The organism is Erythrobacter sp. JB1-7 (genome assembly GCF_057365015.1).
The window spans coordinates 1366484-1391299 of the sequence record NZ_CP200291.1; the positions used below are offsets into that span (position 1 = coordinate 1366484).

Annotated in this window: 27 protein-coding genes, 1 tRNA gene and 2 pseudogenes; 12 read left to right on the forward strand and 18 right to left on the reverse strand. The window is 55.6% G+C overall.

The annotated features are described in order from the left end of the window. Window positions 1-63: 63 nt before the first annotated feature. Together AC0V6W_RS06595 and AC0V6W_RS06600 are read right to left on the reverse strand one after the other, a co-directional pair. Window positions 64-927 (reverse strand): annotated as a pseudogene (locus tag AC0V6W_RS06595) (SMP-30/gluconolactonase/LRE family protein). 3 nt (window positions 928-930) lie between these two features. After that, entirely contained in the window at window positions 931-2250 is a 1320-nt protein-coding gene (locus AC0V6W_RS06600; RefSeq protein WP_486148352.1) for an oxidoreductase, read from the reverse strand. 371 nt (window positions 2251-2621) lie between these two features. Between AC0V6W_RS06600 and AC0V6W_RS06605 the strand changes: the two genes are divergently transcribed. From AC0V6W_RS06605 to AC0V6W_RS06615, 3 genes are read left to right on the forward strand one after another with little or no spacing between them, the layout of a single operon-like run. Then, on the forward strand, window positions 2622-2963 hold the full coding sequence (locus AC0V6W_RS06605; RefSeq protein WP_486148354.1) for an ArsR/SmtB family transcription factor: 342 nt from the start codon (window positions 2622-2624) through the stop codon (window positions 2961-2963). A gap of 1 nt (window position 2964) precedes the next feature. Beyond that, complete coding sequence (locus tag AC0V6W_RS06610) at window positions 2965-3390, forward strand: SRPBCC family protein (protein ID WP_486148356.1); 426 nt, start codon at window positions 2965-2967, stop codon at window positions 3388-3390. Next, complete coding sequence (locus AC0V6W_RS06615) at window positions 3380-3934, forward strand: DUF4287 domain-containing protein (RefSeq protein ID WP_486148358.1); 555 nt, start codon at window positions 3380-3382, stop codon at window positions 3932-3934. Before AC0V6W_RS06610 ends, AC0V6W_RS06615 begins: the two co-directional genes overlap by 11 nt. A 146-nt stretch (window positions 3935-4080) precedes the next feature. Here the strand turns inward: AC0V6W_RS06615 and AC0V6W_RS06620 are convergent, their stop codons facing one another. Next, window positions 4081-4581, reverse strand: coding sequence for an L-2-amino-thiazoline-4-carboxylic acid hydrolase (locus AC0V6W_RS06620; protein WP_486148360.1), 501 nt, complete (start codon window positions 4579-4581; stop codon window positions 4081-4083). Between the two features lie 644 nt (window positions 4582-5225). Here AC0V6W_RS06620 and AC0V6W_RS06625 point away from each other — a divergent pair. Together AC0V6W_RS06625 and AC0V6W_RS06630 are read left to right on the forward strand one after the other, a co-directional pair. Further along, complete coding sequence (locus tag AC0V6W_RS06625) at window positions 5226-6416, forward strand: serine hydrolase domain-containing protein (protein ID WP_486148362.1); 1191 nt, start codon at window positions 5226-5228, stop codon at window positions 6414-6416. 128 nt (window positions 6417-6544) lie between these two features. Further along, entirely contained in the window at window positions 6545-7042 is a 498-nt protein-coding gene (locus AC0V6W_RS06630; RefSeq protein WP_486148364.1) for a hypothetical protein, read from the forward strand. A gap of 339 nt (window positions 7043-7381) precedes the next feature. On the opposite strand, the gene AC0V6W_RS06635 is transcribed toward AC0V6W_RS06630, so the two are convergent. Both AC0V6W_RS06635 and AC0V6W_RS06640 read right to left on the reverse strand, forming a co-directional pair. Continuing rightward, the gene (locus tag AC0V6W_RS06635) at window positions 7382-7642 is read right to left on the reverse strand and encodes a helix-turn-helix transcriptional regulator (RefSeq protein WP_486148366.1); all 261 of its coding nucleotides are present in this window, start codon (window positions 7640-7642) and stop codon (window positions 7382-7384) included. After that, window positions 7572-8063, reverse strand: a complete 492-nt coding sequence (locus tag AC0V6W_RS06640) for a hypothetical protein (RefSeq protein WP_486148368.1) — start codon at window positions 8061-8063, stop codon at window positions 7572-7574. Before AC0V6W_RS06640 ends, AC0V6W_RS06635 begins: the two co-directional genes overlap by 71 nt. A 348-nt stretch (window positions 8064-8411) precedes the next feature. Between AC0V6W_RS06640 and AC0V6W_RS06645 the strand changes: the two genes are divergently transcribed. Then, window positions 8412-8999, forward strand: a complete 588-nt coding sequence (locus AC0V6W_RS06645) for a transglycosylase SLT domain-containing protein (RefSeq protein WP_486148370.1) — start codon at window positions 8412-8414, stop codon at window positions 8997-8999. Window positions 9000-9027: 28 nt separating this feature from the next. Here the strand turns inward: AC0V6W_RS06645 and AC0V6W_RS06650 are convergent. After that, a pseudogene (locus AC0V6W_RS06650) lies at window positions 9028-10244 on the reverse strand (tyrosine-type recombinase/integrase). 166 nt (window positions 10245-10410) lie between these two features. Then, window positions 10411-10497: transfer RNA gene (locus AC0V6W_RS06655), tRNA-Leu, on the reverse strand. A gap of 209 nt (window positions 10498-10706) precedes the next feature. Between AC0V6W_RS06655 and AC0V6W_RS06660 the strand changes: the two genes are divergently transcribed. Continuing rightward, window positions 10707-11675, forward strand: coding sequence for a complex I NDUFA9 subunit family protein (locus AC0V6W_RS06660; protein ID WP_486148372.1), 969 nt, complete (start codon window positions 10707-10709; stop codon window positions 11673-11675). 12 nt (window positions 11676-11687) lie between these two features. Here the strand turns inward: AC0V6W_RS06660 and AC0V6W_RS06665 are convergent, their stop codons facing one another. Further along, window positions 11688-12578: a dienelactone hydrolase family protein gene (locus AC0V6W_RS06665; RefSeq protein ID WP_486148374.1), complete on the reverse strand. Its 891-nt coding sequence runs from the start codon at window positions 12576-12578 to the stop codon at window positions 11688-11690. Between the two features lie 90 nt (window positions 12579-12668). Continuing rightward, the gene (gene purU, locus AC0V6W_RS06670) at window positions 12669-13550 is read right to left on the reverse strand and encodes a formyltetrahydrofolate deformylase (protein WP_486148376.1); all 882 of its coding nucleotides are present in this window, start codon (window positions 13548-13550) and stop codon (window positions 12669-12671) included. A 158-nt stretch (window positions 13551-13708) separates the two neighbouring features. Here purU and AC0V6W_RS06675 point away from each other — a divergent pair, with 158 nt between their 5' ends. Then, window positions 13709-14119, forward strand: a complete 411-nt coding sequence (locus AC0V6W_RS06675; protein WP_486148378.1) for a UrcA family protein — start codon at window positions 13709-13711, stop codon at window positions 14117-14119. On the opposite strand, the gene AC0V6W_RS06680 is transcribed toward AC0V6W_RS06675, so the two are convergent. The 3 genes from AC0V6W_RS06680 to AC0V6W_RS06690 form a co-directional block, all read right to left on the reverse strand. Then, window positions 14093-15139, reverse strand: coding sequence for a GGDEF domain-containing protein (locus AC0V6W_RS06680; RefSeq protein WP_486148380.1), 1047 nt, complete (start codon window positions 15137-15139; stop codon window positions 14093-14095). The genes AC0V6W_RS06675 and AC0V6W_RS06680 overlap by 27 nt on opposite strands. Window positions 15140-15372: 233 nt before the next feature. Beyond that, window positions 15373-16101 (reverse strand): helix-turn-helix domain-containing protein, encoded by a 729-nt coding sequence (locus AC0V6W_RS06685; RefSeq protein WP_486148382.1) that lies wholly within the window; start codon window positions 16099-16101, stop codon window positions 15373-15375. A 133-nt stretch (window positions 16102-16234) separates the two neighbouring features. Continuing rightward, complete coding sequence (locus AC0V6W_RS06690; RefSeq protein WP_486148384.1) at window positions 16235-17500, reverse strand: aspartate kinase; 1266 nt, start codon at window positions 17498-17500, stop codon at window positions 16235-16237. A gap of 80 nt (window positions 17501-17580) precedes the next feature. On the opposite strand from AC0V6W_RS06690, the gene ubiG reads away from it, so the two are divergent. Then, complete coding sequence (ubiG, locus tag AC0V6W_RS06695; protein ID WP_486148386.1) at window positions 17581-18330, forward strand: bifunctional 2-polyprenyl-6-hydroxyphenol methylase/3-demethylubiquinol 3-O-methyltransferase UbiG; 750 nt, start codon at window positions 17581-17583, stop codon at window positions 18328-18330. Here ubiG and AC0V6W_RS06700 read toward each other — a convergent pair. The 4 genes from AC0V6W_RS06700 to AC0V6W_RS06715 all read right to left on the reverse strand — a co-directional run bounded on the left by AC0V6W_RS06700 (window position 18327) and on the right by AC0V6W_RS06715 (window position 21068). Then, window positions 18327-19370 carry a glycerophosphodiester phosphodiesterase gene (locus tag AC0V6W_RS06700; protein ID WP_486148388.1) on the reverse strand — a complete coding sequence of 348 codons (1044 nt, stop codon included), beginning with the start codon at window positions 19368-19370 and terminating at the stop codon, window positions 18327-18329. The genes ubiG and AC0V6W_RS06700 overlap by 4 nt on opposite strands. Further along, complete coding sequence (locus AC0V6W_RS06705) at window positions 19349-19696, reverse strand: ArsC family reductase (protein WP_486148390.1); 348 nt, start codon at window positions 19694-19696, stop codon at window positions 19349-19351. Before AC0V6W_RS06705 ends, AC0V6W_RS06700 begins: the two co-directional genes overlap by 22 nt. Beyond that, window positions 19693-20178, reverse strand: coding sequence for a crossover junction endodeoxyribonuclease RuvC (gene ruvC / locus AC0V6W_RS06710; RefSeq protein ID WP_486148392.1), 486 nt, complete (start codon window positions 20176-20178; stop codon window positions 19693-19695). Before ruvC ends, AC0V6W_RS06705 begins: the two co-directional genes overlap by 4 nt. A gap of 143 nt (window positions 20179-20321) precedes the next feature. Then, window positions 20322-21068 (reverse strand): YebC/PmpR family DNA-binding transcriptional regulator, encoded by a 747-nt coding sequence (locus AC0V6W_RS06715; RefSeq protein ID WP_486148394.1) that lies wholly within the window; start codon window positions 21066-21068, stop codon window positions 20322-20324. 46 nt (window positions 21069-21114) lie between these two features. On the opposite strand from AC0V6W_RS06715, the gene AC0V6W_RS06720 reads away from it, so the two are divergent. Both AC0V6W_RS06720 and AC0V6W_RS06725 read left to right on the forward strand, forming a co-directional pair. After that, complete coding sequence (locus tag AC0V6W_RS06720) at window positions 21115-21855, forward strand: CPBP family glutamic-type intramembrane protease (RefSeq protein WP_486148396.1); 741 nt, start codon at window positions 21115-21117, stop codon at window positions 21853-21855. Window positions 21856-21917: 62 nt separating this feature from the next. Continuing rightward, window positions 21918-22562 carry a hypothetical protein gene (locus AC0V6W_RS06725; protein WP_486148398.1) on the forward strand — a complete coding sequence of 215 codons (645 nt, stop codon included), beginning with the start codon at window positions 21918-21920 and terminating at the stop codon, window positions 22560-22562. A gap of 3 nt (window positions 22563-22565) precedes the next feature. Here the strand turns inward: AC0V6W_RS06725 and AC0V6W_RS06730 are convergent, their stop codons facing one another. Both AC0V6W_RS06730 and AC0V6W_RS06735 read right to left on the reverse strand, forming a co-directional pair. Then, on the reverse strand, window positions 22566-22802 hold the full coding sequence (locus AC0V6W_RS06730) for a DUF2312 domain-containing protein (protein WP_486148400.1): 237 nt from the start codon (window positions 22800-22802) through the stop codon (window positions 22566-22568). 107 nt (window positions 22803-22909) lie between these two features. Further along, window positions 22910-23233: a DUF1244 domain-containing protein gene (locus AC0V6W_RS06735; RefSeq protein ID WP_486148402.1), complete on the reverse strand. Its 324-nt coding sequence runs from the start codon at window positions 23231-23233 to the stop codon at window positions 22910-22912. A gap of 82 nt (window positions 23234-23315) precedes the next feature. On the opposite strand from AC0V6W_RS06735, the gene pyk reads away from it, so the two are divergent. Beyond that, the gene (gene pyk, locus AC0V6W_RS06740; RefSeq protein ID WP_486148404.1) at window positions 23316-24797 is read left to right on the forward strand and encodes a pyruvate kinase; all 1482 of its coding nucleotides are present in this window, start codon (window positions 23316-23318) and stop codon (window positions 24795-24797) included. Window positions 24798-24816: the final 19 nt, after the last annotated feature.

Sequence of the window (24816 nt, forward strand, 5' to 3'; positions counted from 1 at the left end):
ACATCAATTGCTGTGCCTAGTCGTAGTTATTGAGACGTAACCCGGACTGCTGCCACTCCATTCTCAGCAACTTTCCGCTGGCTGAGAGCGTGATGATGCGGTCTTCAGGTCGTGTCCCGCAAAACAGATGTTCGTAACCAAGGGGTCCGGCAGCGGGAGAAAGGTTGATTTAGCCGCCAAAGTGTCAACGATGGTGATCCCCCCTCCTACACATGAGCCGAGACAAACCGACCCATCAGCTTGAACGGCTACAGAGTCAAAAATCCTGTACGCATCGTGATTGTAAAGTAGCGTCCCTGGCGCGAATGGTGAAATCGGCTCGATCTTCCCCGGGGCCTTTATCGAATACTCCCAAAGGCGAGCAGTCATAGATTCAACGACAATCAGTCGCTTTTGATCGGGGCTCAACCCGATGCCGTTTGGCGTAAGCAAAGGCTTGGCAAGCTCTTTGATCTAGCTTCCATCGGTCAGCGCATAATAGAGCACGCCGTGATCACGATAGTGTTCAAAGGAACGCCCAAAGTCGCTGAAATAGAACCCGCCATGGCTATCCATCACGATATCATTAGGGCTGTTCAACTGGGCTGATCCGCAATGCGAATAGAGTGTTTCAACCCGTCCTGTCTCCAGATCCACGCTCTGAATTGAGCCCCCGGCGTGGTCTGCGCGGTGGTTTCCGGGAAATAGTAGGCCGTTTTGCTCTGCAAATTCAAAGCCGCCGCTATTACAAATGATCAATTGGTTGTCCGGGCCAAGGGCAGCACCGTTCGGACCCCCTCCTGTTTTAGCAAAAACTGATACTCCGCCAGAGGGCGAAATACGGCTTAACTGACCTGCTGCGATCTCACAGACGATGAATGATCCATCAAGCAGCGCGACTGGGCCTTCAGGGAATTTCAAGCCTTCAGCAATGATATCCGTAGTCACTAACTATCCCTGCGCCAGGTGACTTTTGACAAACTCTTTGCGGAGCTCGATCTGTGCTGCCTCAAATTCAACAAAAGCTGTCCTTGCCTTGTCGAGAGGATAGTCATCGGGGTCTGAGACATCATTGCTCATGCTGACTAGTCGCATGGCTCGCCAGGCATGAGTTGTTTGCAAAATAAGCTGAAATTTTTCGATTTCTGACAGATCGCGGGGTATTATCTGGCGCGCTTGCCTTTCCAGCGAAGCATCAAGGCCAATCGCATCCTGAGCCGTCCCATCAATAAGTTTCGAGATGCTCATAATGTCGTCACAGAATGGTCGGGCAATCCCGATCAGATCCACACCCCCCTCCGCGATCGAGGCGTTCATGAGTTCTTGCGTCCTGAACCCGCCGGTCACCATAATCAGAATGCGCGCTTGTCCCTTTATATCCTCGATGAAGTCGAGGAAATAGGCTTCACGATTCGTGGTTGAGTCCGGCAGAAATTGGTCAGACACCGCGCTTGTCATCATTGCCATACTTTCGGCATTGCCGCCGGAAAGCTCGACCAAGTCCACTCCTGCATTTTCGAGCTTTGCAACAACCTGAGCTGCATCAGACGGCTCAAATCCGCCTTTCTGGAAATCGGAAGAGTTAAGCTTGACCGACACAGCCGCATGCGGACTGAGCGCTCGGACCCGGTGAACGATTTCCATCAGCAAGCGGCTTCGATTTTCTAGCGAGCCGCCCCATTGATCCGATCGTTGATTGGTCAACGGGGAAAGGAACTGAGAGATCAAATACCCGTGGGCCGCATGGATTTGAACACCATCGAAGCCAGTCTCCAAGGCAATTTTTGCCGCAAGTTCAAATCGTCCTATGACGAGTTCTATTTCAGCATGCGTTAGTGGCCGCGTGGGTGAAAAGCGCTCAGGGTTAAGGGAAATATTGGAGGCAGAAACTGATTGTGGAGTTGAACCTTTGGTCGCTTGGCGACCAGGGTGGCTGAGCTGCATCCACACTTTGTTGCCGCGTTTCTTGGCCGCTAGTGCCCAATTGATCAGCCCCTCACGATCGACAGGCGCCCACGCCGGGTCAATAATGACATTGCCGGGCTTCTCCAGGTGGCGTCCATCGATCATCACATTACCAGTGATCAACAACCCCGCACCCGCATCGGACAATTTTTCATAGAGACATGCATGTGCGGTGGTTACCGCGCCGTCTGGCCCAGCTATACCTTCAGTCATTGCCGTTTTCGCAATCCGGTTTTCGAGCCGCTGGCCGCGAGACAACTGCAAGCTGTGTTGAAGCGATATTCGTTTGGATGATGGTTGTGTCATCACCCGCGTTTAGTTGAGGCTGGCCGCTGGACAAACCTTGGGCAGAGCAACGTTCGCATAAGCGAAATACTACACTCGCGTTGACAAAAAAGGTTAGGAATTCGCGGTCCAAATCACTTGATGTGAATGTCCGCTTGCACCCCCACAAACGGACTGAGTTCTCGGAGCCTTTCCCGCCTATGAGCGGTCTGTCCGCTTAGTCAGGTCGTTACCGAAAAGCCGACCGGCTGGTCACGACCCATTTGCGGACTTTGAACCAGCCTTTCTGATCTCCCAAAAGCAATCAACGTTTGAGCTATCTACGAAAAGCATCTTGACTCATAAGCATTGGCTTATATGTACTTATAAGTACAAACTTATGAGTAAAGTTCGTGGTTAAAACTGCAAGCTCTTCGGTATCGTGGGTGGACGATGTTTTTCATGCGTTAGCGGACTCCAATCGGCGCAGTGTGTTGCAAGTCTTGCGGCACGGTGATTGCACGGTTGGCGCGTTGTCCGAGCAATTCACGATTTCTCAACCTGCTGTCTCGCAGCACCTCAAAGTGTTGCGCGCAGCCGGCCTTGTTCGGCGTCGCCAGAATGGGCGGTCGGCAATTTACAGCCTCGATCAAACCGGTTTTCGCCGCTTGTCGGATTGGCTCTCTCACTACGATAATTTCTGGGACGAGCGCCTTGGAAAGCTCGAAGCTCACCTGACGCGAAAGGTAAACTGACATGGGGACGATCAAGAAAACCGCTCAACTCGCTTTTCCTTGCGCAGTTGTATGGGAAGCAATCTCAACCAGTGAAGGTCTGGCGGCATGGCTTATGCCGAACGATTTCGTTTTAACAGACGGGCACGAATTCACGCTCAAAACCGATCCTGCTCCTGGATTTGATGGGACGGTGCGTTGCAAAGTTCTGGGATTTGAGATTGAAAGAATGCTGTCATTCTCCTGGCGAGGAGGCGGGATCGACACCGTCGTGACCTTTCATCTTGAGGAACACGGAGAGGGGACCCGTCTCGTACTAATACACGAGGGTTTCTCGCTGCGTCAGCTTCCCATCCGCGGGATATTGTCAATCGGTTGGAAAAAGTTGCTCGGAAAAAAGCTGCCAACTTGCCTCGCTTCATCGAGAGCGTTTGCTCATGGCGCTTGATCCTGGAACGATGCATTCGCGCATCATTGAAAACCTCGCAGCGAAAACTGGTAAGCCGCTTGGTCACTGGTTGGATGTTCTGGAACGCGGTCCAGCGGACCGGAAACAACAAATTGCAATGCTAAAGATTGAACATGGCATCGGGCATCACACTGCTGTCGCAATTGTGCGGGAGGAAGAGGGAAATGTTCCATGGGCAAATGGCGAAGCTCTCGAAGTCGAACTCGCAAATGCAGTTCCGCAGGAATACCGCTCTGCCTTTGTTCAGATCAGAAGTTACGCTGCCGAGCTGCCCGATGTGAAGCTCATTCCTTGCAAGACCTATCTTGGGTTTACTGCAAAGCGCCAGTTCGCTGTGCTCAAGCCATCGCAGACGCTAGGCTTTGTCTTGGGGCTGGCCCTGCCAACCAGCGAAATATCGATCCTCGAAAAAGCTGGCAGCTTGGGAAGCACACGCATTTCGTCAAAAACGAGCCCCGTAGTTGGGATGCCAGAGATGAAGGCCGCGCTCAATCGTGCTTGGGAAATGGACGTCAGCCAATGACGGCTATAGTTCAAATAGCGAACCGTCCCCTTCCACTCCCAACAGCGGCCCAATATCGGGCTAGCACCGAAACCCGCTAGCTGCTGTCTGCTAGATCGAGGGGCTATCCACAAGCAGCCTGACGGGCAACGACCCAATTGCTGCCGTCATACAGACTCACCGCGCTCAAACTCGAAACGACAAGTCTTTTCGCCAAACGCCTGCGTTGTTGGGCGGCTGAATCGAATGCTCCTGGGTAGCGCATCAATCCAGAGGCGATCCCATTCACAAAAAAGGTCGAGTAGATCGAGCGCGTTATGTCTTTGTAGGAATGTTCGGTAGCCGCAAACTTTCACTTTCGAAATAAACCCATTGTCAGTCTCTTCAAAGCCAATGGTGAAGCTTGGCCCGTAGGATGTGGGTGTTCGCTTTTTCGTATGGCGCATTATCGCCTCAAACTTGTCCTTCGCAAACATTGTACTCAAACGCGTAAGTAGGCTTGTCGTCCATTTCCAAAGGGTTGACGTCGAGCGCCTAACCTTGGCTTTTGCAGTAGCCGCGTCGAGGCCATTTGCTAAGGCTGCACGATACGCACTTGTCGCGCATGCTCCGATCAGAATATGCTGCTGAGTGGCTGGATCGGTGCAAAATTCGATCTCCGACTTCATGATCTCCAGAAATGACACGTCAAAGGAAGCACGGGCATTGGCCGCACCCCCTTCTAAAATGCCGAATTGTCAAACGGTCTGTCGCGGTAAGCGGGAAGGCAAACTGATGCATTCCATATCTCCAAGAAAAAAGGATGCAGCATATGCAGATGTCCGGCCTGCATAGCGAACCACGCCAACCAAATGACGGCGCAGCCTCCCCCTCCATCCTAAGTCAATTGCTCCTGACCGCGGCGCGGTGAAGCTAATTCCAAGCCAAAGAGAATGCAAACGAGTATCGGAGCCACTTGAATGAGAGATAGCTGCCTCCACTCCCTGAAACAGCCGCTCAGGATGGATTGGTAATTTCCGAGAGCAGATTGGCCGCTAGTTCGATTGACGCAGTAAGCGGCTATTCTGCTCACGACCCAGATTTAGCCAGCGCTCAATGGCCTAAATTGGGGGTGAGAGCAGAATGCCTAATTCAGGCTTGAAAGGTACGAAAGCCGAAGCACTTTCATCACAGCTCTACTGATAGCTATTTATCCAGATTTGGCGCGAGGTTCGTTTGGTAAAGGGCTGACAACTGCGCTTGATTAGACTGGTTCAACAATGCGATGGGTCGCAAAACGATTTCTTCGCGAAGTATACGTTGGGAAGTAGCTATGAGTCGAAAACTGATTGCGGTCTTGTTTTCAAGTTTGACACTGGCGTCATGCGTGAATGGGGTGCGGACGACAGAAGTCCGACCTATCCAGAACGAAATGCTCGAAAGCCTTCATGCACAATTGAAGGACGACGTTGTTGGCTACGCATTCGCATTGGGGACGAACACACAGATTGTTGGTGCCGGTGGTCTTGCCCGCACTGTCGCAGACGGTGGGCCTCGGCGGTTCTCACCCGATACACCGATAATTACTGCCAGCGTATCTAAACTCATAACCGCGATCGCAACAATGAAACTGCTCCAAGATCAAGGGCTCAAAATCGAGGACCCCATTGGCCCTTACTTCCCAAGTGATTGGCGCGTCGATCCATATCTGCAAGCAATCACGTTCAAACAACTGCTAAATCAGACAAGCGGCATCAAAGACTTCGGAAATGGCCCAATGCCCCATGAACGCCTGAAGGCATTCTTTGAGCAACGCATAGACCCGGAAGCAACCGTCGCCTGCAAAGACCCGATCGATGAGACGCAAACTGCTCGGATTACGCCAAGCGACCTGGACTTTTGCTATTCCAACTTCAACGCTGGCGTTCTTCGCGTGTTGCTGCCCAAACTTGCGGGATTTGAGGAAGAGGCGAACATCGCGGCTCGGCCAGAAGTCCTAGCCAAGCAATACGAACAGCTTGTTCGAGCCAAGGTATTCGCATCTGTCGGAGTGTCCGATGCAGGGTGTGCGCCAAATGGCGAGGATCATGCCTTATCCTACATCTACGGTATCGATGCGCCGGGAAAAGACTGGGGCGGACAGTATGACCGTTGCGCGGAAGGCGGTTGGTATATCTCAGCTCGTGGCCTTGCAGCGGTGCTGTCCAGCATTGTCAACAAAGACGGTCGCATTCTTGCGGAGACCCAAGAATACTCCTCGTTCGGAGAAATGCGAGAATTTGGATTAGGCCTCGATAGAAATTGGCCGAACTCAATGGAGAAAGGCGGCGTACTTGGTGATGATCCTGGTGTTCTCGCCACGTCGGCCATGATCTTCGCGCCTGATAGCGACAATCCATTGCCAGCTGTGCTTTTCATCAATTCTACAAACGCAGCGGGGAGCATTGCGCACCCGCGCCATTACTTGCAAAAGGCCTATGAGGATGCTAATTTGGCAAAGGATTATTTGGCCGACGGCGAGTAGGGAACGGTCAAACCCTCTTCAACAGATGTAGGGCGAGCCTCCTTAAAGATAAGCATCATCCTTGATTGATGCTGTTGATCGCTAGTTCGATTTGCCCTGCTTTCACTTCGGTTGAATAGCCATTCTCCATGTTGGTTGATCGCGAAGCTGATTTCCTTACCGCGATCTTTGCCAGCCTGAAGGCCGTCCTCGATAACAGCGTGGTCTTGCTCATTTGGGCCGTGCGCATCGCCATTCTGTTAGCCTTGGCGTTCGCATCGGCCTTTCTTGGCATGTTGGTCGTGGTCCCGGTGCTCGGCCATACGACTTGGCACTTGCACCGAAGAACGATTGCTACAATGCCACCGACGGATGAAGTAGCCTGGAAGCTGCTTTCACCCCCATTATCGGTCATTTCGCAGCTTCGATTAGTCACCCGAAACCAGACGCACGAGTCAAATTGGCTGGAAACAGCATTTATTCAAACTCTAGCCTTGAGCGCCAAATTCTACCCATCAGGCATTCAACAAAGTGTGGCGATAGCGGGACGAAGAAGCTCAGGAACTTCAAGCATTTTTCGATCCAGGAAGGCGGAATTGTGGGTTCGGAAGATCGCGTTTGGCCAGTATATCAGCCGAAACGTTTAAGTTGAGATTGTCACCAATGCGAGAGGCCAAAGGGCGAGCCAGATTGAGATCAGTTTGGCGCCCACCATTTCTGTCTTCAGCCAAATGAGCGCGCACGGAGGCTCAAACGTGAATGTGAAGTGTCGGAGGGACTATCGAGGGTCAAGCGCACTCCTTGGGGGTTGGTCGTGGCGGTATTCGCTTAGCCTCTTCTTGCGAGTTTCAATGCTGATCAGTCTTTTGATGAGAGCTTTGAGGAAGTCGAACAAGATCTAGAAACTGACATGCAAGACCAGCAACCTAAGCTGGACTCGACAGAACAGCGAGAGGACTAATCCTAAATGCTATCAATCCTTGCTCTTATCCACTCTTCACGTCCGCCTCTTTCCAACCGACAGCACGACTGCCTAGGGAAATTGGCTTGGGAAACTGACCTTCAGACATCCAGCGATAGATCGTGGAGCGACCAAGACCAGCACGGTTCTGCACCTCGGGCAAGCGGATAAGCCACGTCGCGCGGCAAGGTTGAGTGTCGGATTTCGATGCCTGTTCACCCATGATGTGTTTCACCGGAGTCATTGATGACGTCGCCAAGAAGAACGTCCTTCCGCTCAAGCTCATCGATATGATCAGACAGCAAGCGTGCAACACGGTGCGCGGTGCCTTTTGCCCATCGCGGCCTCACTTCTTGCAATCGACTTCCAAGCTCGCACGCCAATGCGGTCGGCATTGCCGTGAGGAAGTCCTCAAGAAAGCGCCCAATCTCGGTTCCCTGCCATTCGGCTGACTGGTCGGCATTGGTAAGCATGAACATTGTCAGGGCCTGCTGTGGTCGCACCCCGCTGGCCTGAAGGATCCGCGAAGCTTCACCCAACGTTGCCGAGCGTTTTCCAGTCAGAACTCTGCGCAAGGCGTCTTTATGGATCTGCGCATCGCAGGCGATGTCGCATCGCGTGCGGCCGCATGCTTCAACCACTCCGGTCAGCAGCCGCGCCAGATCAGCGCGGATTTGCTCTTCAGAGAATTTCACCATGTCGGTCATTGCCGATTCCTTTCCTCTTCAATTTTGATTTCGGAATCGAGCTATCGACCTAGGATGAGTGTAGGAAATAGAAAAGAACAAATAGAGAACATGAAGGAAGGAACGAATCAGGGTGAACTCTTGATTCGCGCAGATTTCGGTCGGCTCTACTCACAAGCTGGCAGCGCGCGCGCAGCATCCGGCAGATTGCGCTCTCTTCAAGGTGCAGCTTGCGCACTTTCCGGCTTTTCGACCTCCCATTGTCGTTTTTTTGCTTGGTGCGTACCTGCCGATCTCAATTTCGCTTTTCCTACACCCTAATGTTCCATTTATGTTCTGTTGTCGATCGAGGCAAGATAAGAGAACGCAATGAGACGAAATTGTTTAACTGGCGTGTGTTGCGGGCTTGCAATTGCGGTCCCCACCATCGCTCAGGCCCAGGAGTTCCGAGTTTTTGATCACCAACTGAGCAGAGTCGAAAAGCCAATAGACAAAGAAACTAAGTACGATCCTTCACTTGCGGTCATTGGGATCGAAAGAGGGAACCCATCCCCCGCTCATCGAAGTTTCAAAGAGACGCTCTACAAACCCCTCATCCGACAAGCTGAAGCAAAGTATCGATTGCCGCCTCGCTTGCTACAGGCATTAGTCTGGCAAGAATCCCGGTTCAATCCAATGGCGATCAGCCCGGCTGGTGCAGCCGGTCTTGCGCGGCTCATGCCTGCAACCGCACGAGAACTAGGCGTAACCAATCGGCACGATCCAGTCCAAAATATCGATGGTGAAGCACGGTATCTAAGGCAGATGCTCGACCGATTTGGTGCGATCCATCTTGCACTGGCGGCCTACAATGCGGGGCCCGGTGCGGTATCCCGTGCAGGAGGGATACCGAGGAATCGAGAAGCCCCAGGATATGTGAGAAATGTTCTCCAGCGATGGATGGCATACGCCAAGTAGTGGACGTGGTCTCGGCGAAGTTCGAAAATTAGCCCGCTTTGAGCAATACTAGGTCACCACCCAGATTTAAGCGATCAAGGTAATCACTCCACCATTGCGCCATCTTTACGCGTTCAGACCAGTGCTTGCCTCGATGATAAGCACCACGAATTGCATTGCTGTCTCCGTGAGCGAGCGCGCGCTCAATCGCGTCTGAGCTCCATTTTCCGCTTTCATTAAGCAGGGTAGATGCAGTCGCCCTCAACCTATGCGCGGTGACCTCCTCCTTGCTAAACCCCATCCTCCTAAAGGCTGCGTTCAAAGCGTTTTCACTCATGGGACGTAGACTGGAGCGGGCTTACGGAAACACGTACCCTGATTTACCCATCATGGTGCCGAGCTCTTCGAAAAGGCTGATGACCTGCTTTGAGAATGGGACCGCGTGCGCGCGCCGCGCCTTCATCTTGCCTGCTGGGATCCGCCAGACGCCTTCATCAAGGTCAAACTCCGCCCAATCAGCATGCCTCAGTTCACCAGGACGCACAAAAACATGTGGGGCAATCTTCAACGCAAATTTGTGAGAGTGTAACCTTCAAAGTCGTCCATAGCTCTCAACAGCCCGCCTAGCTTCTCTGGATCAAGAATGGCGGCGTAGTGCGTCGGCTTTGGCGTGATGAGCGCTCCCTTCAACAGCGCAGTTGGATCAGATTTGCACCGAGTTGTAGCCACCCCATAGCGGAACACCCGTCCTGCAAATGATCGACATTTTTTTGCCGTCTCGTGTTTCCCGGTAGCTTCAAGACGCTTCAGAGGCGCGAGCACTTCGAAAGGTTCGATCTCGTGGATTGGCCGATTTCCGATCGCTGGTGCCAGCTTATCAAGAAAGTAGTTCGCCTTGACGATAGTCGCTTCAGCGCGGCCATTCTGAACCATGATCTGCTCTATGTACTCGCGGGCGACCGCATCGAAAGTACTCGCCGAAAGAAACTCATTTCTTATCTTCTGTTTGCGTTTCTCTACGGCCGGGTCGCCTCCAGAAGCTATGGTCTGCCTTGCTTCGATGGCTGCTTCTCGCGCATCCTTGAGGCTAACCACCGGGTAGCTGCCGAGCGAAACCTTCTTTTGTGCTTTCCCAATTCGATATCGGAAACGCCAGTGTTTGCCGCCAGCGGGCGTGACCTCGATATACAGGCCTCGCTCGTCGGCGACTTTTTACGGCTTAGTTTTCGGTTTGAGGGCTCGGAGTCTGGTGTCCGTTAGAGGCATGTGTGGGCCTTTTCATCAGAGCCTTTTGCAAAAGGCCCACAAAAGGCCCGCAAAAATGTCTGGAACGGCCGAGGACAGGTGGGACGATCCGGAACGATCCAAGGGCCAAATCCCTTGGATTTCTGCGGTTTTTATAGATTATCTGAGAGAACAAGGAAAGAACAAATGGTGCCCAGAAGAGGACTCGAACCTCCACATCCTTGCGAATACGTGCACCTGAAGCACGCGCGTCTACCAATTCCGCCATCTGGGCACACACATCAAAGCGCGCAGCGTGCGGCTTTGGGTAGGCGCGGGCCAATAGCGAGGCGTGGGGCGCTCTGTCAACGCAAACCTCGCTGCTTGCACGCTAATGGCATCAATTCGGAACAAAGGAACTCTTGCCCAAGCTGGCTCATTGACGCATGGGGCAGGCAATCCTTCGGACCTCCTTCGTCTCAACCGTGTTAAGAGCGTATCGACATGACCAGCACCTCTCCGCTTTCAAACAAACTCATCACCGTTTTCGGTGGCAGCGGCTATATTGGTCAATATGTCGCGCAGGGCCTGCTGTCGCGCGGGGCCAGACTTCGGATCGCCAGCCGCAATCCTGAAAAGGCACATGCGTTAAAGCCGCTTGCCAATCTGGGGCAATTGCAGTTTGCGCGCTGTGACATCACCAACGAAGACAGTGTTCGTGCAAACCTTCACGGCGCTGATTATGTGGTCAATCTGGTAGGCGCTTTCGCTGGCAACCTTACCGAGCTTATGGGTGAAGCGCCTGGCAGGATGGCGCAAATTGCCGCGGACAATGGCGCCGCAGCGTTTGTCCATGTCAGCGCGATTGGTGCAGATGCCAATTCCTCTGCCGAATATGCGCGGGGCAAAGCCCTTGGCGAGGCGCGCGTGCTGGATGCCTTTCCCGAGGCAACAGTGCTGAGGCCATCCATCGTCTTTGCCAAGGATGACAATTTTCTTAATATGTTTGGCCAGATGATCGAGACATTGCCGGTGCTGCCCGTCTTTGGTCCGGATGCCAAACTGCAATTGGTGTATGTTGATGATGTGGCCGAGGCGATTGCTGCCGCGCTTGAGCAGCCTGAAAACCATGGCGGGGCCACTTATGAGCTGGGCGGGCCAGAGCAGCTTTCCATGATGGAGATCAATGAGAGGATTGCGGCGGCCCAAGGGCGCGAGCGGACCTTTATTGCGATGCCGGATGGGCTGTCATCTTTGTTTGCCGCCATGCCGCTTACTCCGATGAGCCGCGATCAATGGACGCTTTTGAAACCCGGCAGCACAGTATCGGGGAAACATCGTAGCTTTGCAGATCTTGGGATTGAACCCAAACCGCTTGGACTGTTCCTTGATGATTGGATGCTGCGGTTCCGCAAGCATGGGCGGTTTGGCCCGATCAATGAACGGGAAAAGCAGCGCAATTCGGCGGGATAGACCGGAGGAACGCTAGAGATTGGCCTCATAAAGCGTCAGCAGGTCGGTATACGCGATGGCAGCCGCTTCGCCGTCGTAGGACGGCGTATCAGGCACAGTCCAGCCGTGATTGCCATCATAGACTTTCACATCCGCTGAAAGGTTTGCTGCATTGGCTGCGGCTGCGAACTGCGCCTTTTCATCGGGCGCTTTTTCATCATCGTCCTTTGCGACCGCGATCAGCAGCGCGGCCTTCGCAGAATCGAGCAGTTTGTGCGGGCTTTTATCGTAATCATCGCGCACCAGTCCCCCGCCATGGAAGCTGGCCGCAGCCTTGATCCGGTCTGGCACTGCGGCTGCGCTCCAGATGGTGAAGGGGCCGCCCATGCAATAGCCTTGCGTACCGATGCCTTTGGATGTGTCGACCGCGTCTTGCTCATCGAGCCAGGCCGCAGCCGCCAAAGCATCGCGGCCAATGCTGTCGGCGTTGTGCTTTGCGCGATAAGGCGCGACCGCTTCCAATGCGCCGCCATCAATCCAGGCGGCGAAGTCTTCATATTGCTGGCCTGCGACATCGCGGTAATAGGGGTTGAGGACGAGCACGGCATAGCCTTCGCCCGCGAGCCGCCGGGCCATATTGCGCTTGGCTTCTCGCAGAGACGCAATATCGGGCCAGAAGATGACAGCGGGGTGTTTGCCCTCTTCCGGATGGACGAAGAAGGCATCCATTGTGCCGTCAGCTGTGTCGAAGGTTACGCCGGATTCTTTTACTGCCAACGCCTCTGGGCTGGTGTTTCCCTCCGCGCTTGCGCCGGTTTGTGCAGGCGCACAGGCCGCAACCGCACCTGCGCCTGTCAGAACCCCAAATTGGCGCCGGCTTACGGTGTCTTTGGCCCAGGTTTTGAGATCAGCGTCTTCGCACATTTCAGCGGCTCCTTACTAGCGTCAGTTGGAAGGTTAGAGGCCGCACGCAGGCTTGAAAAGAGAGAATAAATGGTGCCCGCGACCTGAATGCTAGTCCCGAAACACCACGGTGCGATTGCCGTTTAGCAAAACGCGTTCCTCAACGAACAAACGCACCGCTTCTGCTAGCACACGGCGTTCAATATCGCGCCCTTTGCGTACCAGGTCAGAAGGGCTGTCGGCGTGACCGATGCGCTCGATATCCTGATGGATGATCGGACCTTCATCCAGATCAGCGGTGACGAAATGGGCGGTCGCACCGATGATCTTGACCCCTCGGGCATGCGCCTGATGATAGGGCCGCGCGCCTTTGAAACCGGGCAGAAAACTGTGATGGATGTTGATGCAGCGCCCGGCAAAATACGCCGATTGTTCATCTGAGAATATCTGCATGTAACGCGCCAGCACAATTAGTTCAGCATCCGCTTGCTCTGCGATCGCGCGCAATTGCGCTTCTGCCTCGGGCTTTGTCCCTTTGGTCACGGGCACGTGATGAAAAGCGATATCGCCAATATCCATTCGGATCGCAGTATCGCGCGGATGATTGGAAACGATTGCAACCGGATCGATGTTCAATTCGCCCGTGCGCCAGCGATAAAGCAGATCAACCAGGCAATGATCGGCTTTGCTGACCATGATGATAGTGCGGCGCGGCCGATCACGCTGAGCGATCTTCCAGCGCATTGCATAGCTTTGTGCGAAACCTGCAAACTGGCTGCGCAAATCGCTCGGGCCGGCCGTATCGTTATCGCCCTCAGCAGGTTCAAAAACCACGCGCATAAAGAACCGGCCATCCCCGTCTGCGCTGCCGCGATCATTGAATTGCTGCGCATCAAGAATGTTGCAGCCGCGCTCAAACAGAAAGGCGGTTACCTTTGCAGTGATGCCGGGCTGATCGGCACAATCCAGCGTAAGAACAAGAGGGCGCATCATAATGGCGAGGCGCTAAGGCGTTTGGGTGGGTGTGGCCAGCCATTTCGTTCGGCTTCCCTGCCATCGAGCGGCGTGAGCGTGATGCCAAGGTAAGCAATGCGTAATCCATTTCTGCCAAAGCGGCTCACCCTACCAATTCTTGAAAGCCGCCCATTCAAATGCCCGCTGACCAAACCAATCCAGCACAATATCGCTTTGCACGCATCTGCTTGGCCGCAAGCCTTGCGGGCATGGCGATGGCATCGGGCAGCGCCGTCCATGCTTCCTCTGATGAAGTGCGCCGCGATGATGCAGGGTATAAGGCGGTACGGGTTGCTTTTCACACACTTGATCTGACACAGCGAAGCCAGCGCGGGATGCTGGATCGGCGATTATACGGCGCCGTGCGCGAAGTTTGCGGCAGGCGCCCGCTGGTCCGGTTTGGGCAAGGCCACCGGCAATATCGCACGTGCAAACAGCGGGCACGCGCAAGCTATAAATTGCAGCTCAGAGTGGCGCTGAACAATGCCAATGCGCGCCGGGTTGCGGCTTTATCTGACAGGCTAAGCGTGGTTGGTATGCGATTCTAGGCTGGTACCGATGTGCCCCGCTGCCAGCCGCTCAAACGGTTTGGCTTGATACTCGCATTGCCCAACCTGTTTGCCCCCGCCAGCCCGCGCAATCACGAGCGCAAGTTCGGCCTGACGCAAAGTCCAATCCACCGTGGATTCCAGCCGCGCGATCCCGGCACTTGCGCTTAATCGGGGCGAACGCTGCGAGGAAGCCATCGCGATGTCAGAAAAGGTGGCAAGCACATCCTGCGCCCAAGCCCGCGCATCAGCCAGAGTGAGATCGGGCACCATCACGGCAAACCTTTCCCCGTCTAGCTGCGCAAGTTCGAAACCCGGCTGGATCATCGCTTCGAGAAATTTGGCAAAGCCCCACTGGATTTCATCCGAAGTGCGCTGGCCGTATTGCAGCAACATCGCGCGCATCCGGTCAACGGCGAACACCACAACCACTTCTTCGCTGCCGGCTGCCAGCTTGCGGCGCATCTGAGCGCAAAAAGCGGGACGATTTGCGAGCCCCGTGAGCGGATCGGTGACCGCGCGCGAATGCAGCTCACCTTCGAGGCGGCGCAGATGCTGAACCGAGCGCAGCAAACCGACCGCGCCGATGATTTCACCTGGCTTCGACGAAGCTGCCCGATGCGTTAGATTGGGATAGTCAATCGCGGCTGGCAGGCCATCGCTTTCACCGCCAACAATCGGGCGCAGACTTAAGGAATACCAGCGCTGCGATGCTGATGGCAGGCAATCATCGCCATTGTCATAAACCAGCACCGGAAATTCGACGCATTCGGCGTGCGCCTGCTGAGTAAGTACATCCTCAGCATAGGCGGCAACGAGGTCGCTGTGAGCAGGTTCGGACAGATCGCTGATATGCGGCATCAGCAATTGCGCGTTCAAGTCTTCGCCCAGCTGCGCGATATTGGCAGATGCGTGGATGATAAACCCATTGGCATCCAGTTTGACGACAATGTCGCCCGATGCCTCTTCAAGCAATCCGTGGAGCACTTGCCCCTCAACTATATTCAAACCAAATCCCATGCCGAAAGCCCCCGGCTAAAAACACCCTGTTGTTCTCTTCGAATCTCTGTGAGTCTTGTAAGCTAAAAATCAGCTTTTATTTAGCATGAATTCGCCCTTATAAGGCAATCTACTAAGTATTTCTGTTTTTACTAAACTAACTCAACTAATATTCGAATCGAATTATTATTCAATTTACCATGTAAAACATGTGTGTCAGGGATTCGATTTCGTTTTTATCGGATTTTACACCCTCACACCTCAATCATGATACGGATGTTGTGGGGATCTGTTCCGTAGGCCATAGCAATGCGTAACCGGCATTCCTCGATCAGAGCCGCACTGTCGCCTGCACCGCCTGACACACGCAATTCATCCGCCGAAACACCCAGAACCTGTGCGATTGCGTCCAGTCGTTCGGGGATTGGCTTGGCCTTGCCCTTCTCCCAGGCCCAGACCGTTGGCTTGCTCACGCCTAACGCCTCGGCAACATCGGCCAAGGTCATTGACCGTTCGCGGCGCAGCCGGTTGAGCCTAATGCCAAAGGGTTCACCGCGATGAGCTGCCGGTTTGGTCGCAGCTGTTTGATGACCCTGCGAGGACGCCGAAGATGGTGCGGACGATGATCCCAGGGGAAACACCGGGTCCAGCGATCCAATCACAGTGCCGCGCAGGGCTGCTGCAGCCAACGCCGCTTCGCTCAAAATCCGGTCAAAGGCGCAGCCATACAAATCGCCGCTGTGCCAGACGATCGCAGCGGAAACGCCGCCGATTTGCGGCAGATCGATATCGATGACCTCGCCCTCGTCCAACTCGGCATCGGTTTCCAGCAGCAGACCTGCAACCGACAGGTTGTGGATCGTGACATTGGCCTCAGCGCCGCCCGGAATTCGCCCGCTGGTCTCCAGATACATCGACCTGCGCGGATGCTGCCGATTTTCGTTGGGATTGGACGGCTGTTCAAGGTGGGCTTTGATCGCCATAATTGATCGCTCCAGTTGGGAACGACCATAATCATCGCCAGAAAGTTAAGATGGGGTTAGCGGATGGCCCTTACTTGCGAGAGATTGCACCGCCTATGCGGCCTGGGGGCAGAGATCGAGGCGGCGTGGCCGCCTAATCTTCTGCATCAAGGCCATAAGCGGTGTGAAGGACGCGCACAGCCAATTCCGTCTCGTCCCGGTCAATAATCACGCTCACCTTGATTTCCGAGGTTGAGATCGCCTGAATGTTGATCCCGCGATCTGACAAAGCGCGAAACATGGTGCTGGCCACACCGGCATGGCTTTTCATGCCCACACCGACAACGCTGATCTTGGTGATGTGGCTGTCAGTGATGATCCGGTTGAAACCGATATCCTCGCGCCGATCCTCCAGCAAAGCCTGCGCACGCGCCAGATCGGCCTGCGGCACGGTAAAGGTCACATCGGTTTCGCCTTTATCGCGCCCGACATTCTGAATGATCATATCGACATTGATCGAGGCATCAGCCAGCGGCGAGAAAATATCAGCCACCGCGCCGGGTTTATCAGGCACGCGGGTCAGGATGACTTTCGCTTCCTTGTTGTCATGCGCGATACCTGTCACGAGCTGGCGTTCCATTTCGCCTTTCTCCACCAATGCGTTCATTTCTTCTTCTGAGACAATCAGCGTGCCCGGCAATTCATCCGCAGGCAGCGCATCATCGCCGCCAAAACTGGAAAGCACCTGAATGCGCACACCTGCCTTCATGGCGAGGCCGACTGAGCGCGTTTGCAACACTTTCGCGCCGACACTGGCAAGCTCCAGCATCTCTTCATACGTCACCGCTTTCAGCTTGCGCGCGCGGGCAACGATGCGGGGGTCTGTGGTATAAACGCCGTCCACATCGGTGTAGATATCGCACCGGTCCGCGCCCACAGCCGCGGCAACCGCCACCGCCGATGTGTCGGACCCTCCGCGCCCCAGTGTCGCGATGCGGCCTTCGGGCGAAATTCCCTGAAAACCCGGCACCACGGCGATCTCACCATCTTGCATGGCTGCGACCATTTCAGGCGCGTCAATCGTATCGATCCGGGCTTTTGCGTGCGCTTCAATGGTTTTGACAGGAACTTGCCAGCCCAGCCAGCTGCGCGCTTTGCACCCCAGCGATTGCAAAGTGAGAGCCAGCAATCCGCTGGTCACCTGTTCGCCGCTGGCGACCACCACGTCATATTCGGCCGGATCGTGCAGTGCGTTGGCCTCGCGGCAGAAGTTGATGAGGCGATCGGTTTCCCCGGCCATCGCGCTGACGACAACAGCAACCTCATCGCCGCCATCCCCGCGCGCAGCCTGAGCGCGCACAATGCCTGCGACGCGGCGAATGCGTTCGGTCCCCGCCATCGAGGTGCCGCCGAACTTCATCACAATTCTTTGCTTGGTGCGCGCCAAAGCGATCACACTCCTTGCTGGTTTGCCCGTGCGCGCGCTGCTAACGAGAGTTTATGACAAACGCAAACCCAACCACTGCTGCAAACGCAACCATTCGCCCCGATGAAGCCGCATTCTTTTCAGATCTTGCGCGCGACTGGTGGAATCCGCAAGGCAAAATGGCCAGCCTGCATCAGGTGAACCCGGTGCGGCTCAGCTTTATCCGCGATTGCATGGATGCGCATTGGCCCGATATGGCCGGCGCGGCGAAGCCTTTGGCGGGCAAGACGGCGCTTGATATCGGCTGCGGGGCGGGATTGGTGTGCGAGCCGCTGGCGCGATTGGGCGGCGATGTGACAGGCGTGGACGCCGCCGCTGACAATGTCGCCGCCGCGAGCGCGCACGCGGAAAGCACCGGGCTCAATATCCGCTACATAGCAGGCGAAGTGGCTAGCCTTGATATCGGAACCTTTGATCTGGTGACCTGCCTTGAAGTGGTGGAGCACGTCGCGGACAAAGAGCAATTTCTGGCCGATGTCGCAGCCAGGCTTTCTCCCGGCGGCCTGCTGGTCATGTCCACTCCCAATCGCACCGCTGCCAGCCGCGTGCTGCTGGTGGGGGCGGCAGAGGCTGTGGGCTATGTGCCCAAAGGCACGCATCACTGGCGCGATTTTATCCAGCCAGAGGAGCTGGAAGAATTGCTGGACGCAGTGGGTCTGGAGGTGACAACCACGCGCGGGATCGCTTTCAGTCCCGCCAAAGGCCTGCACCTTTCCGATGATGACACACTCAATTACATTCTGGCTGCGCGGCTTAAGGGTTAATTCGCGCCCCTTACCAGAGCGACAAATTCCGCGACATTATCGGTAAAGAACCCGTCCGCACCGCTCGCAATGGCGGCTTTCCATTGGCGCTCATACTGACCATCTACAGACGGGCCGCCTTCCATTTGCAGACTGGCAGGCAGGAACCCGTTTTCCTTGCGCATGGTCCAGGGATGCACTTTTAGCCCGGCCGCATGCGCATTTTGGACAAGGCCCGTGGGCGCAAGGTCATCATTGATCACATGGCCAAGCCAGGGGCCGATACCGTCGGCATATTGCGCGATTTCTTCCAGGCCTGTGGGCGACATCATATCGTCCCAGCGCATCTCAGGTTCGTCATAAGGGCCGCCTGTGGGCCGGATCAGCAGGATAAGCGGTGTATCAATCCGCTTGTTGAGCCGCTGCAAGGGACCAACCTCGAACACTTGCACAAACACCCGTGCATCCGCGCCATCCAGCCCAAGCTCGCGCAGTTTGACGACCAGCAGATCGACCATGTCGATGCCTTCCTGCTCAAGGATCCAGGTGGGATGCTTTAGCTCGGGATAAAGGCCGATTGTGCGCCCGGTCTCTGCCTCTTTCGCGCGGACCAATTGCACGATCTCGTCAAAGGTTGGCACTTGGTACAATCCGTTGAAGGCGGTGTTGGCCGGGCGGATTGCCCCGACCCTCTCTCGCGCGCGCAGTGTGCGCAGCTCTTCAAGAGTGAAATCTTCAGCAAACCATCCGGCGACTTGCTGGCCTTCGATGGTTTTGGTGCGGCGGCGGTCTTCAAACTCTTCGCGGCTCGCCACATCAGTGGTGCCAGACAGCTCGTTTTCGTGCCGGGCGACCAGCGCCAGATCCTTGGTCACCACCAGATCAGGCTCGATGTAATCCGCGCCCTGCTCTATCGCCAGTTCATAGGCTGCGAGCGTATGCTCGGGCCGGACACCCGATGCGCCGCGATGCGCGATAATCAGCGGATCAGACTGTGCCATTGCGACCCCCGGTAATGACAGCGCGGCTGCGAGCGCGACTAAGAAAAGTGTGCGGACCATTCATCTTCCTTAAAACCAACCAGAATGCCTTCGGGTGTTTCGACCACTGGCCGCTTAATCATTGAAGGGTTGTGAACAAGCAATTCTACAGCCTTGTGACTGTCTGATGCGTCCGCCTTTTCGCTTTCGGAAAGCTTGCGAAACGTGGTGCCGCGCTTGTTGAGCACGGTCTCTACGCCTTTATCAGCGATCCAAACGGCAAGTTTTGCAGGGTCTGCGCCTTCCTTTTTGTAATCGTGAAACGTGTAGGCGATGCCTTCTGCATCGAGCCATACACGCGCCTTTTTCACCGTGTCGCAATTGGGAATGCCGTAAATGTGGTTCATGGTTTGTGTCCTTGTTTTGGGGCCAGATGCGCATCGGCAATCGCGGCGGCAAGCGCATCGGCGGCATCTGCTCCCGCTGGGTTAGAGCCCGGCAGCAGCACTTTGACCATGGCGGCGACCTGCGCTTTGTCTGCGCCGCCTGTTCCTGTGACCGCCTGTTTGACCTTGCGCGCCGCATGCTCGTTCACTTCCAGCCCCGCTGCCCCGCATGCGGCAAGCACCGCCCCGCGCGCTTGGGCGAGTTTCAAAGTGGATTGGGGGTTTTTGTTCACAAACACCTCTTCGCACGCCGCCCGGCCAGGCGCATGCGCGGCTATGACCTCGGCAATGCCCGCCTGAAGCACAGCAAGCCGCGCGGCCATGGGTGCTTTGGCATCGGTCGGGATCTGGCCATTGGCGAGGTGAGAAATCCGCGATCCTTCTACGCGCACCGCGCCCCAGCCGGTGCAGGACAGCGAAGGATCAAGGCCAAGGATAATCACAAGGTCCGCCCGCTCAGCAAAGCCATCACCCCAGCCCCACGGTCAAACCCAGCCGCCATGCCGCCGCCAGCAAAAAAGCAGATCCCAAAGCGGCCGCAAAAGCCCATTCGCGCCAGCTCACCAAACACACTCATCGTGCGCGATCAAACGTCGAGCTTTTCCATCACCGCATCGGGAATCTCGTAATTGCCCCACACCGTTTGCACATCGTCATCATCGTCCAGAGTGTCGATCAGCTTGAGCAATGTGCCTGCGCCTTTTTCGTCCATTTCGACCGTAATGTTGGGCTTCCACGCAAGTTTCACTTCCTTGGCCTCGCCCAAAGCCTTTTCCAGCGCGGAGGATACTTCGTGCAAATCCTCAGCAGCGGTCCAAATCTCGTGGCCATCAGCGGAGGATGCAATGTCTTCCGCGCCCGCTTCCAACGCGGCCTCCAGAACCTTTTCCTCATCGCCCGCTTCTGCGCCGTATTCGATAAAGCCGAGCCGCTCAAACCCGTGCGCAACCGATCCTTCGGTGCCCAGATTGCCGCCGTTTTTGCTGAAAGCGGTGCGAACCGCAGTGGCGGTGCGATTGCGGTTGTCGGTCAGCGTTTCGACAATGATTGCGCTGCCGCCGGGGCCGTATCCTTCATAGCGGACCTCTTCGTAATTCTCGTCATCGCCCGCGCTCGCTTTATCAATCGCGCGCTGGATGTTGTCCTTGGGCATGGATTGCGATTTCGCAGTGTTCACCGCGAGCCGCAGACGCGGGTTCATATCGGGATCGGGCGTGCCCATTTTCGCTGCCACGGTGATCTCGCGGCTGAGCTTTGAAAACAGGTTGGAGCGCTTCTTGTCCTGCGCGCCCTTGCGGTGCATGATGTTTTTGAATTTGGAATGGCCTGCCATGGGTATCTCTTGCCTTGGGCTAAATGGAATGGATTTCGCTTAAGCAATGGCAGTGCCGCAAGCAAGCTTGCCCCTCACTTTCGGTGATGTTTTTGGTCTGTACCGCGATGTCGCGCGCTTTGCGCTGCGTCCGGCGATGGCGGCGGCGACCATTCCGATGGGTGCGGGGTTCGCCATCTTGTTTGGCGCATTGTTCGTGCTCGATTGCTCGCTGGTGATCGGGCTTGAAACTCTCACCGCCAGCATTGCGGCGGCTGGCCACGCCTTTCCCGATCCCATTCAAACCGAATTTTCATTCAGCCAGGATTTTCTCACCATGGTGCTGATCGCGCCGGTGTTGGAGGAAGCGCTGTTTCGCGGATGGCTGCGCGGGCAATTGGCGGCTTTACGATTTGCCGGGATTGCGTGGATCGCCTTTGCGCTGGTGCTGGTGTCTGAATGGCTGGGCTGGGCGATGCTGGGCAGCGTCACAGGCATCGCGTTCATTCTGGTACTGATCGGCCTGTTCCAATGGATCGCCACGCGCAAAACTGAAACTGAGGTGCCCGCCTGGTTCAAACGGCATTATGGCAAGCTGGTATGGGGCAGCACCATTGCTTTTGGCCTTTCGCATCTGGTCAATTTCGAAAGTGTCGCCAGCCCGGTGGATGCAATGCTGGTTGCATCGCAAACGGTGGGCGGATTGCTGCTCGCCTACACTCGCACGCGGCTGGGCCTTGGCGCTGCCATAGCCCAACACGCTGCGTTTAACCTGCTGATTTTAAGCGATGTGGCGATGTGGGGGTGAGGAGTGGAGTGATTGCAAGGCATTGAGCAAATTGGATATATAGCCGCAAATTGGGGAACAGAATGAAAGTCTCAAAATCTGAAAAGACCCTAAATCTCGCACGGATTTTGATAGCCGATGTAGGAGTTGCACAGGAAAGGCTCACCGATAACGATGATAGCGAAGCTCGCAGATCGGTCATTCGCGCACAGTTTGCAGCGATTGAAGGCTTTGCATGGATGTTTCGGCAGGAAGTGATCGAAGCCGCGTCTCAATTGGACTTGATTGCGGAAAAAGAAACCAAAGCCCTGTCCGAGGTAGTGCATTCGGTCAGCGCGAGCGGCAAGATATCCACGCAGGAAAAATATGTACCTACGTTGTCGGCGTTCCGCTTGTCTGCACGTATCGCCCAGCGCATTTGCAAAGGCAAGACGATAGATTTCGCCGGTGTAGGCTGGTCTTCACTCAGGCAAGCAATGCAAATCAGGAACCGGATCACTCATCCAAAACTGGATACCGATCTAGAGATATCGCGGATCGAACTCGACCAGTGCGACCTCGCCTTTCTTTGGTTTGTCGATACCGTTCTTAATACTCTTGAAGCAGTTTTCGCCGTTTTGCGCGATGAAGTCGCCGGCTTTACCCAGCTGTGCTCACTTCTTGAGAATAATGATCCGGTCGCTTGGGGTTACTACCAATCAGCTATGCTCGATATCATAGACGAGTGAGGGTTACCCCATCCCGATCGCAGCCTTGTAGGTTTCCAAGAGCATTTCCATTTCCTCTCGATCATGCGGCTTCATCTTCCGAAGTTTTATTAGCTGCCGCATCATCTTGGTGTCGTATCCGACCGCTTTACCCTCCGCATAGACATCGCGAATATCATCGGCGGTGCCTTTCTTTTCTTCTTCAAGGCGTTCGATGCGTTCGATCAAAAGGCGCAGGCGGTCATCGGTGGCTTCGGCCATCTGGGAATGTCTCCGGTCAAAATGGGGAATCGGTTGAGCGGGCGATAGAAGCCCTTTTTCGCCTGCGGAAGCCTCAATTGTGAATAAGGCTGTGGCTAGCCAGCAGCTTAGTGCAAATCAGGATCGTTTTTCGCCACGCTGGCTTTCATCGCGGCCAATTGTTCATCACTTGCAGGGGTCTGCCGGGTGGCTTTCCATGTCTCTTGAGGCATGCCGTGAATAAGCTCGCGCGCGGCGGCTTTGTCGCCGTCAAATCCGGCATCGCGGATCCAGTCAGCAAGGCAATTGCGGCAGAACCCGGCAAGCCCCATCAGTTCAATATTCTGCGCATCGTGGCGGTGCTGCAAATGCTTGACCAGACGGCGAAAGGCAGCGGCGGCCACTGCGTCATCGAGCTGACTAAGACCGGCTTGTGGATTTTCATCGGGCATGGTTGGGCTTTTCCTTGAGTTGAAATTTTGATGTGCCATAGCCGCAGACGAACGAGCCACCCAGAAGGGATCACGCGGCGGCATGACAAAAAGCGATCACACACGAATTGACCCGCGCGGGCGCAAGGTCAAGATTTTGGCGACAATCGGCCCGGCCAGCCGCTCGCCCGAAATGCTGCGAAAGCTGTTCAAAGCGGGCGCGGATGCGTTTCGCGTCAATATGAGCCACGGCAATCACGCCGATCACACCGCCGCTATCACCGCGATCCGCGCGCTGGAAAAAGAATTTGCCCGGCCCATCGCGATCCTTGCCGATTTGCAGGGGCCAAAATTGCGCGTCGGCACATTTAAGGATGGCAAAGCGGTGATCCGGCATGGCGGACATTTCACGCTCGACAGGGATGATACGCCCGGCGATGAAACCCGTGTGTGCCTGCCGCATCCTGAATTGTTCGGCATTATGGAACGCGGGCAAAGGCTGCTGATCAATGACGGCAAAATCCGCCTGATTGTGAAAGAGGCGGACGATAACCGCATCTTTTGTTCAGCCGAAGTGGGCGGGGTCATCTCGGACCGCAAGGGCGTGAATGTGCCCGATGCCGAAGTGCCGATCCCCGCGCTTACCGAAAAAGACCGCAAGGATCTCGCTTTTGCAGTGGAGCACGGGGCGGACTGGATCGCCCTGTCATTCGTGCAGCGGCCCGAAGACATTGCCGAAGCGCGCAAACTGATCGCGCAGCACGGCTCTATCGGACCGTCTTTGTGCGCCAAGATTGAAAAACCCCAAGCGGTTAAACGGCTCGATGCGATCATCGAATTGTCAGACGGCATCATGGTCGCGCGCGGTGATCTTGGGGTGGAGCTTGAGCCGCATGAGGTTCCCCCGCTGCAAAAGCGCATCGTCAATGCCAGCCGCAAAGCGGGCAAGCCGGTGATCGTGGCCACCCAAATGCTCGAAAGCATGATCGAAAGCCCGATGCCCACGCGCGCAGAAGTGTCCGATGTTGCCAATGCCGTTTATGATGGCGCGGATGCGGTGATGCTGTCTGCGGAAAGCGCGGCGGGCGATTGGCCGGAAGAATCGGTCACCATGATGCACCGGATCGCAACCCAAGTGGAAAGCGAAGAGGGATACCGCGAACGCATCCGGTTCCTTGACACACCGCCCGATGCGACCACATCGGATGCTCTCGCGCACAGCTGCATGACGATTGCTGACACCGTGCCGATCAGCGCGATCACCATTTTCACCGCCAGCGGATCAACCGCGCGGCGCGTGGCGCGTGAGCGGCCCGGCACACCAGTCCTCGTGCTCACCCCCAGCATGCGAACCGCGCGGCGCGTGGCTTTGCTGTGGGGCACGCACGCTGTTGCGACCAAGGATATTGGCAGCTTTGAAGAGATGATCGCCAAAGGCAAACGCATGGCCCTGCGCCACGGATTTGGCACGGCGGGATCGAAACAGGTGGTGCTGGCAGGCGTGCCGTTTGGAACGCCGGGCGCGACCAATTTGCTGCATGTGGTTACCTTGTCGGGTGATGAGCTCGACAAGCATAAGGGGTGAGATGGCAGCCCGCCGGGCC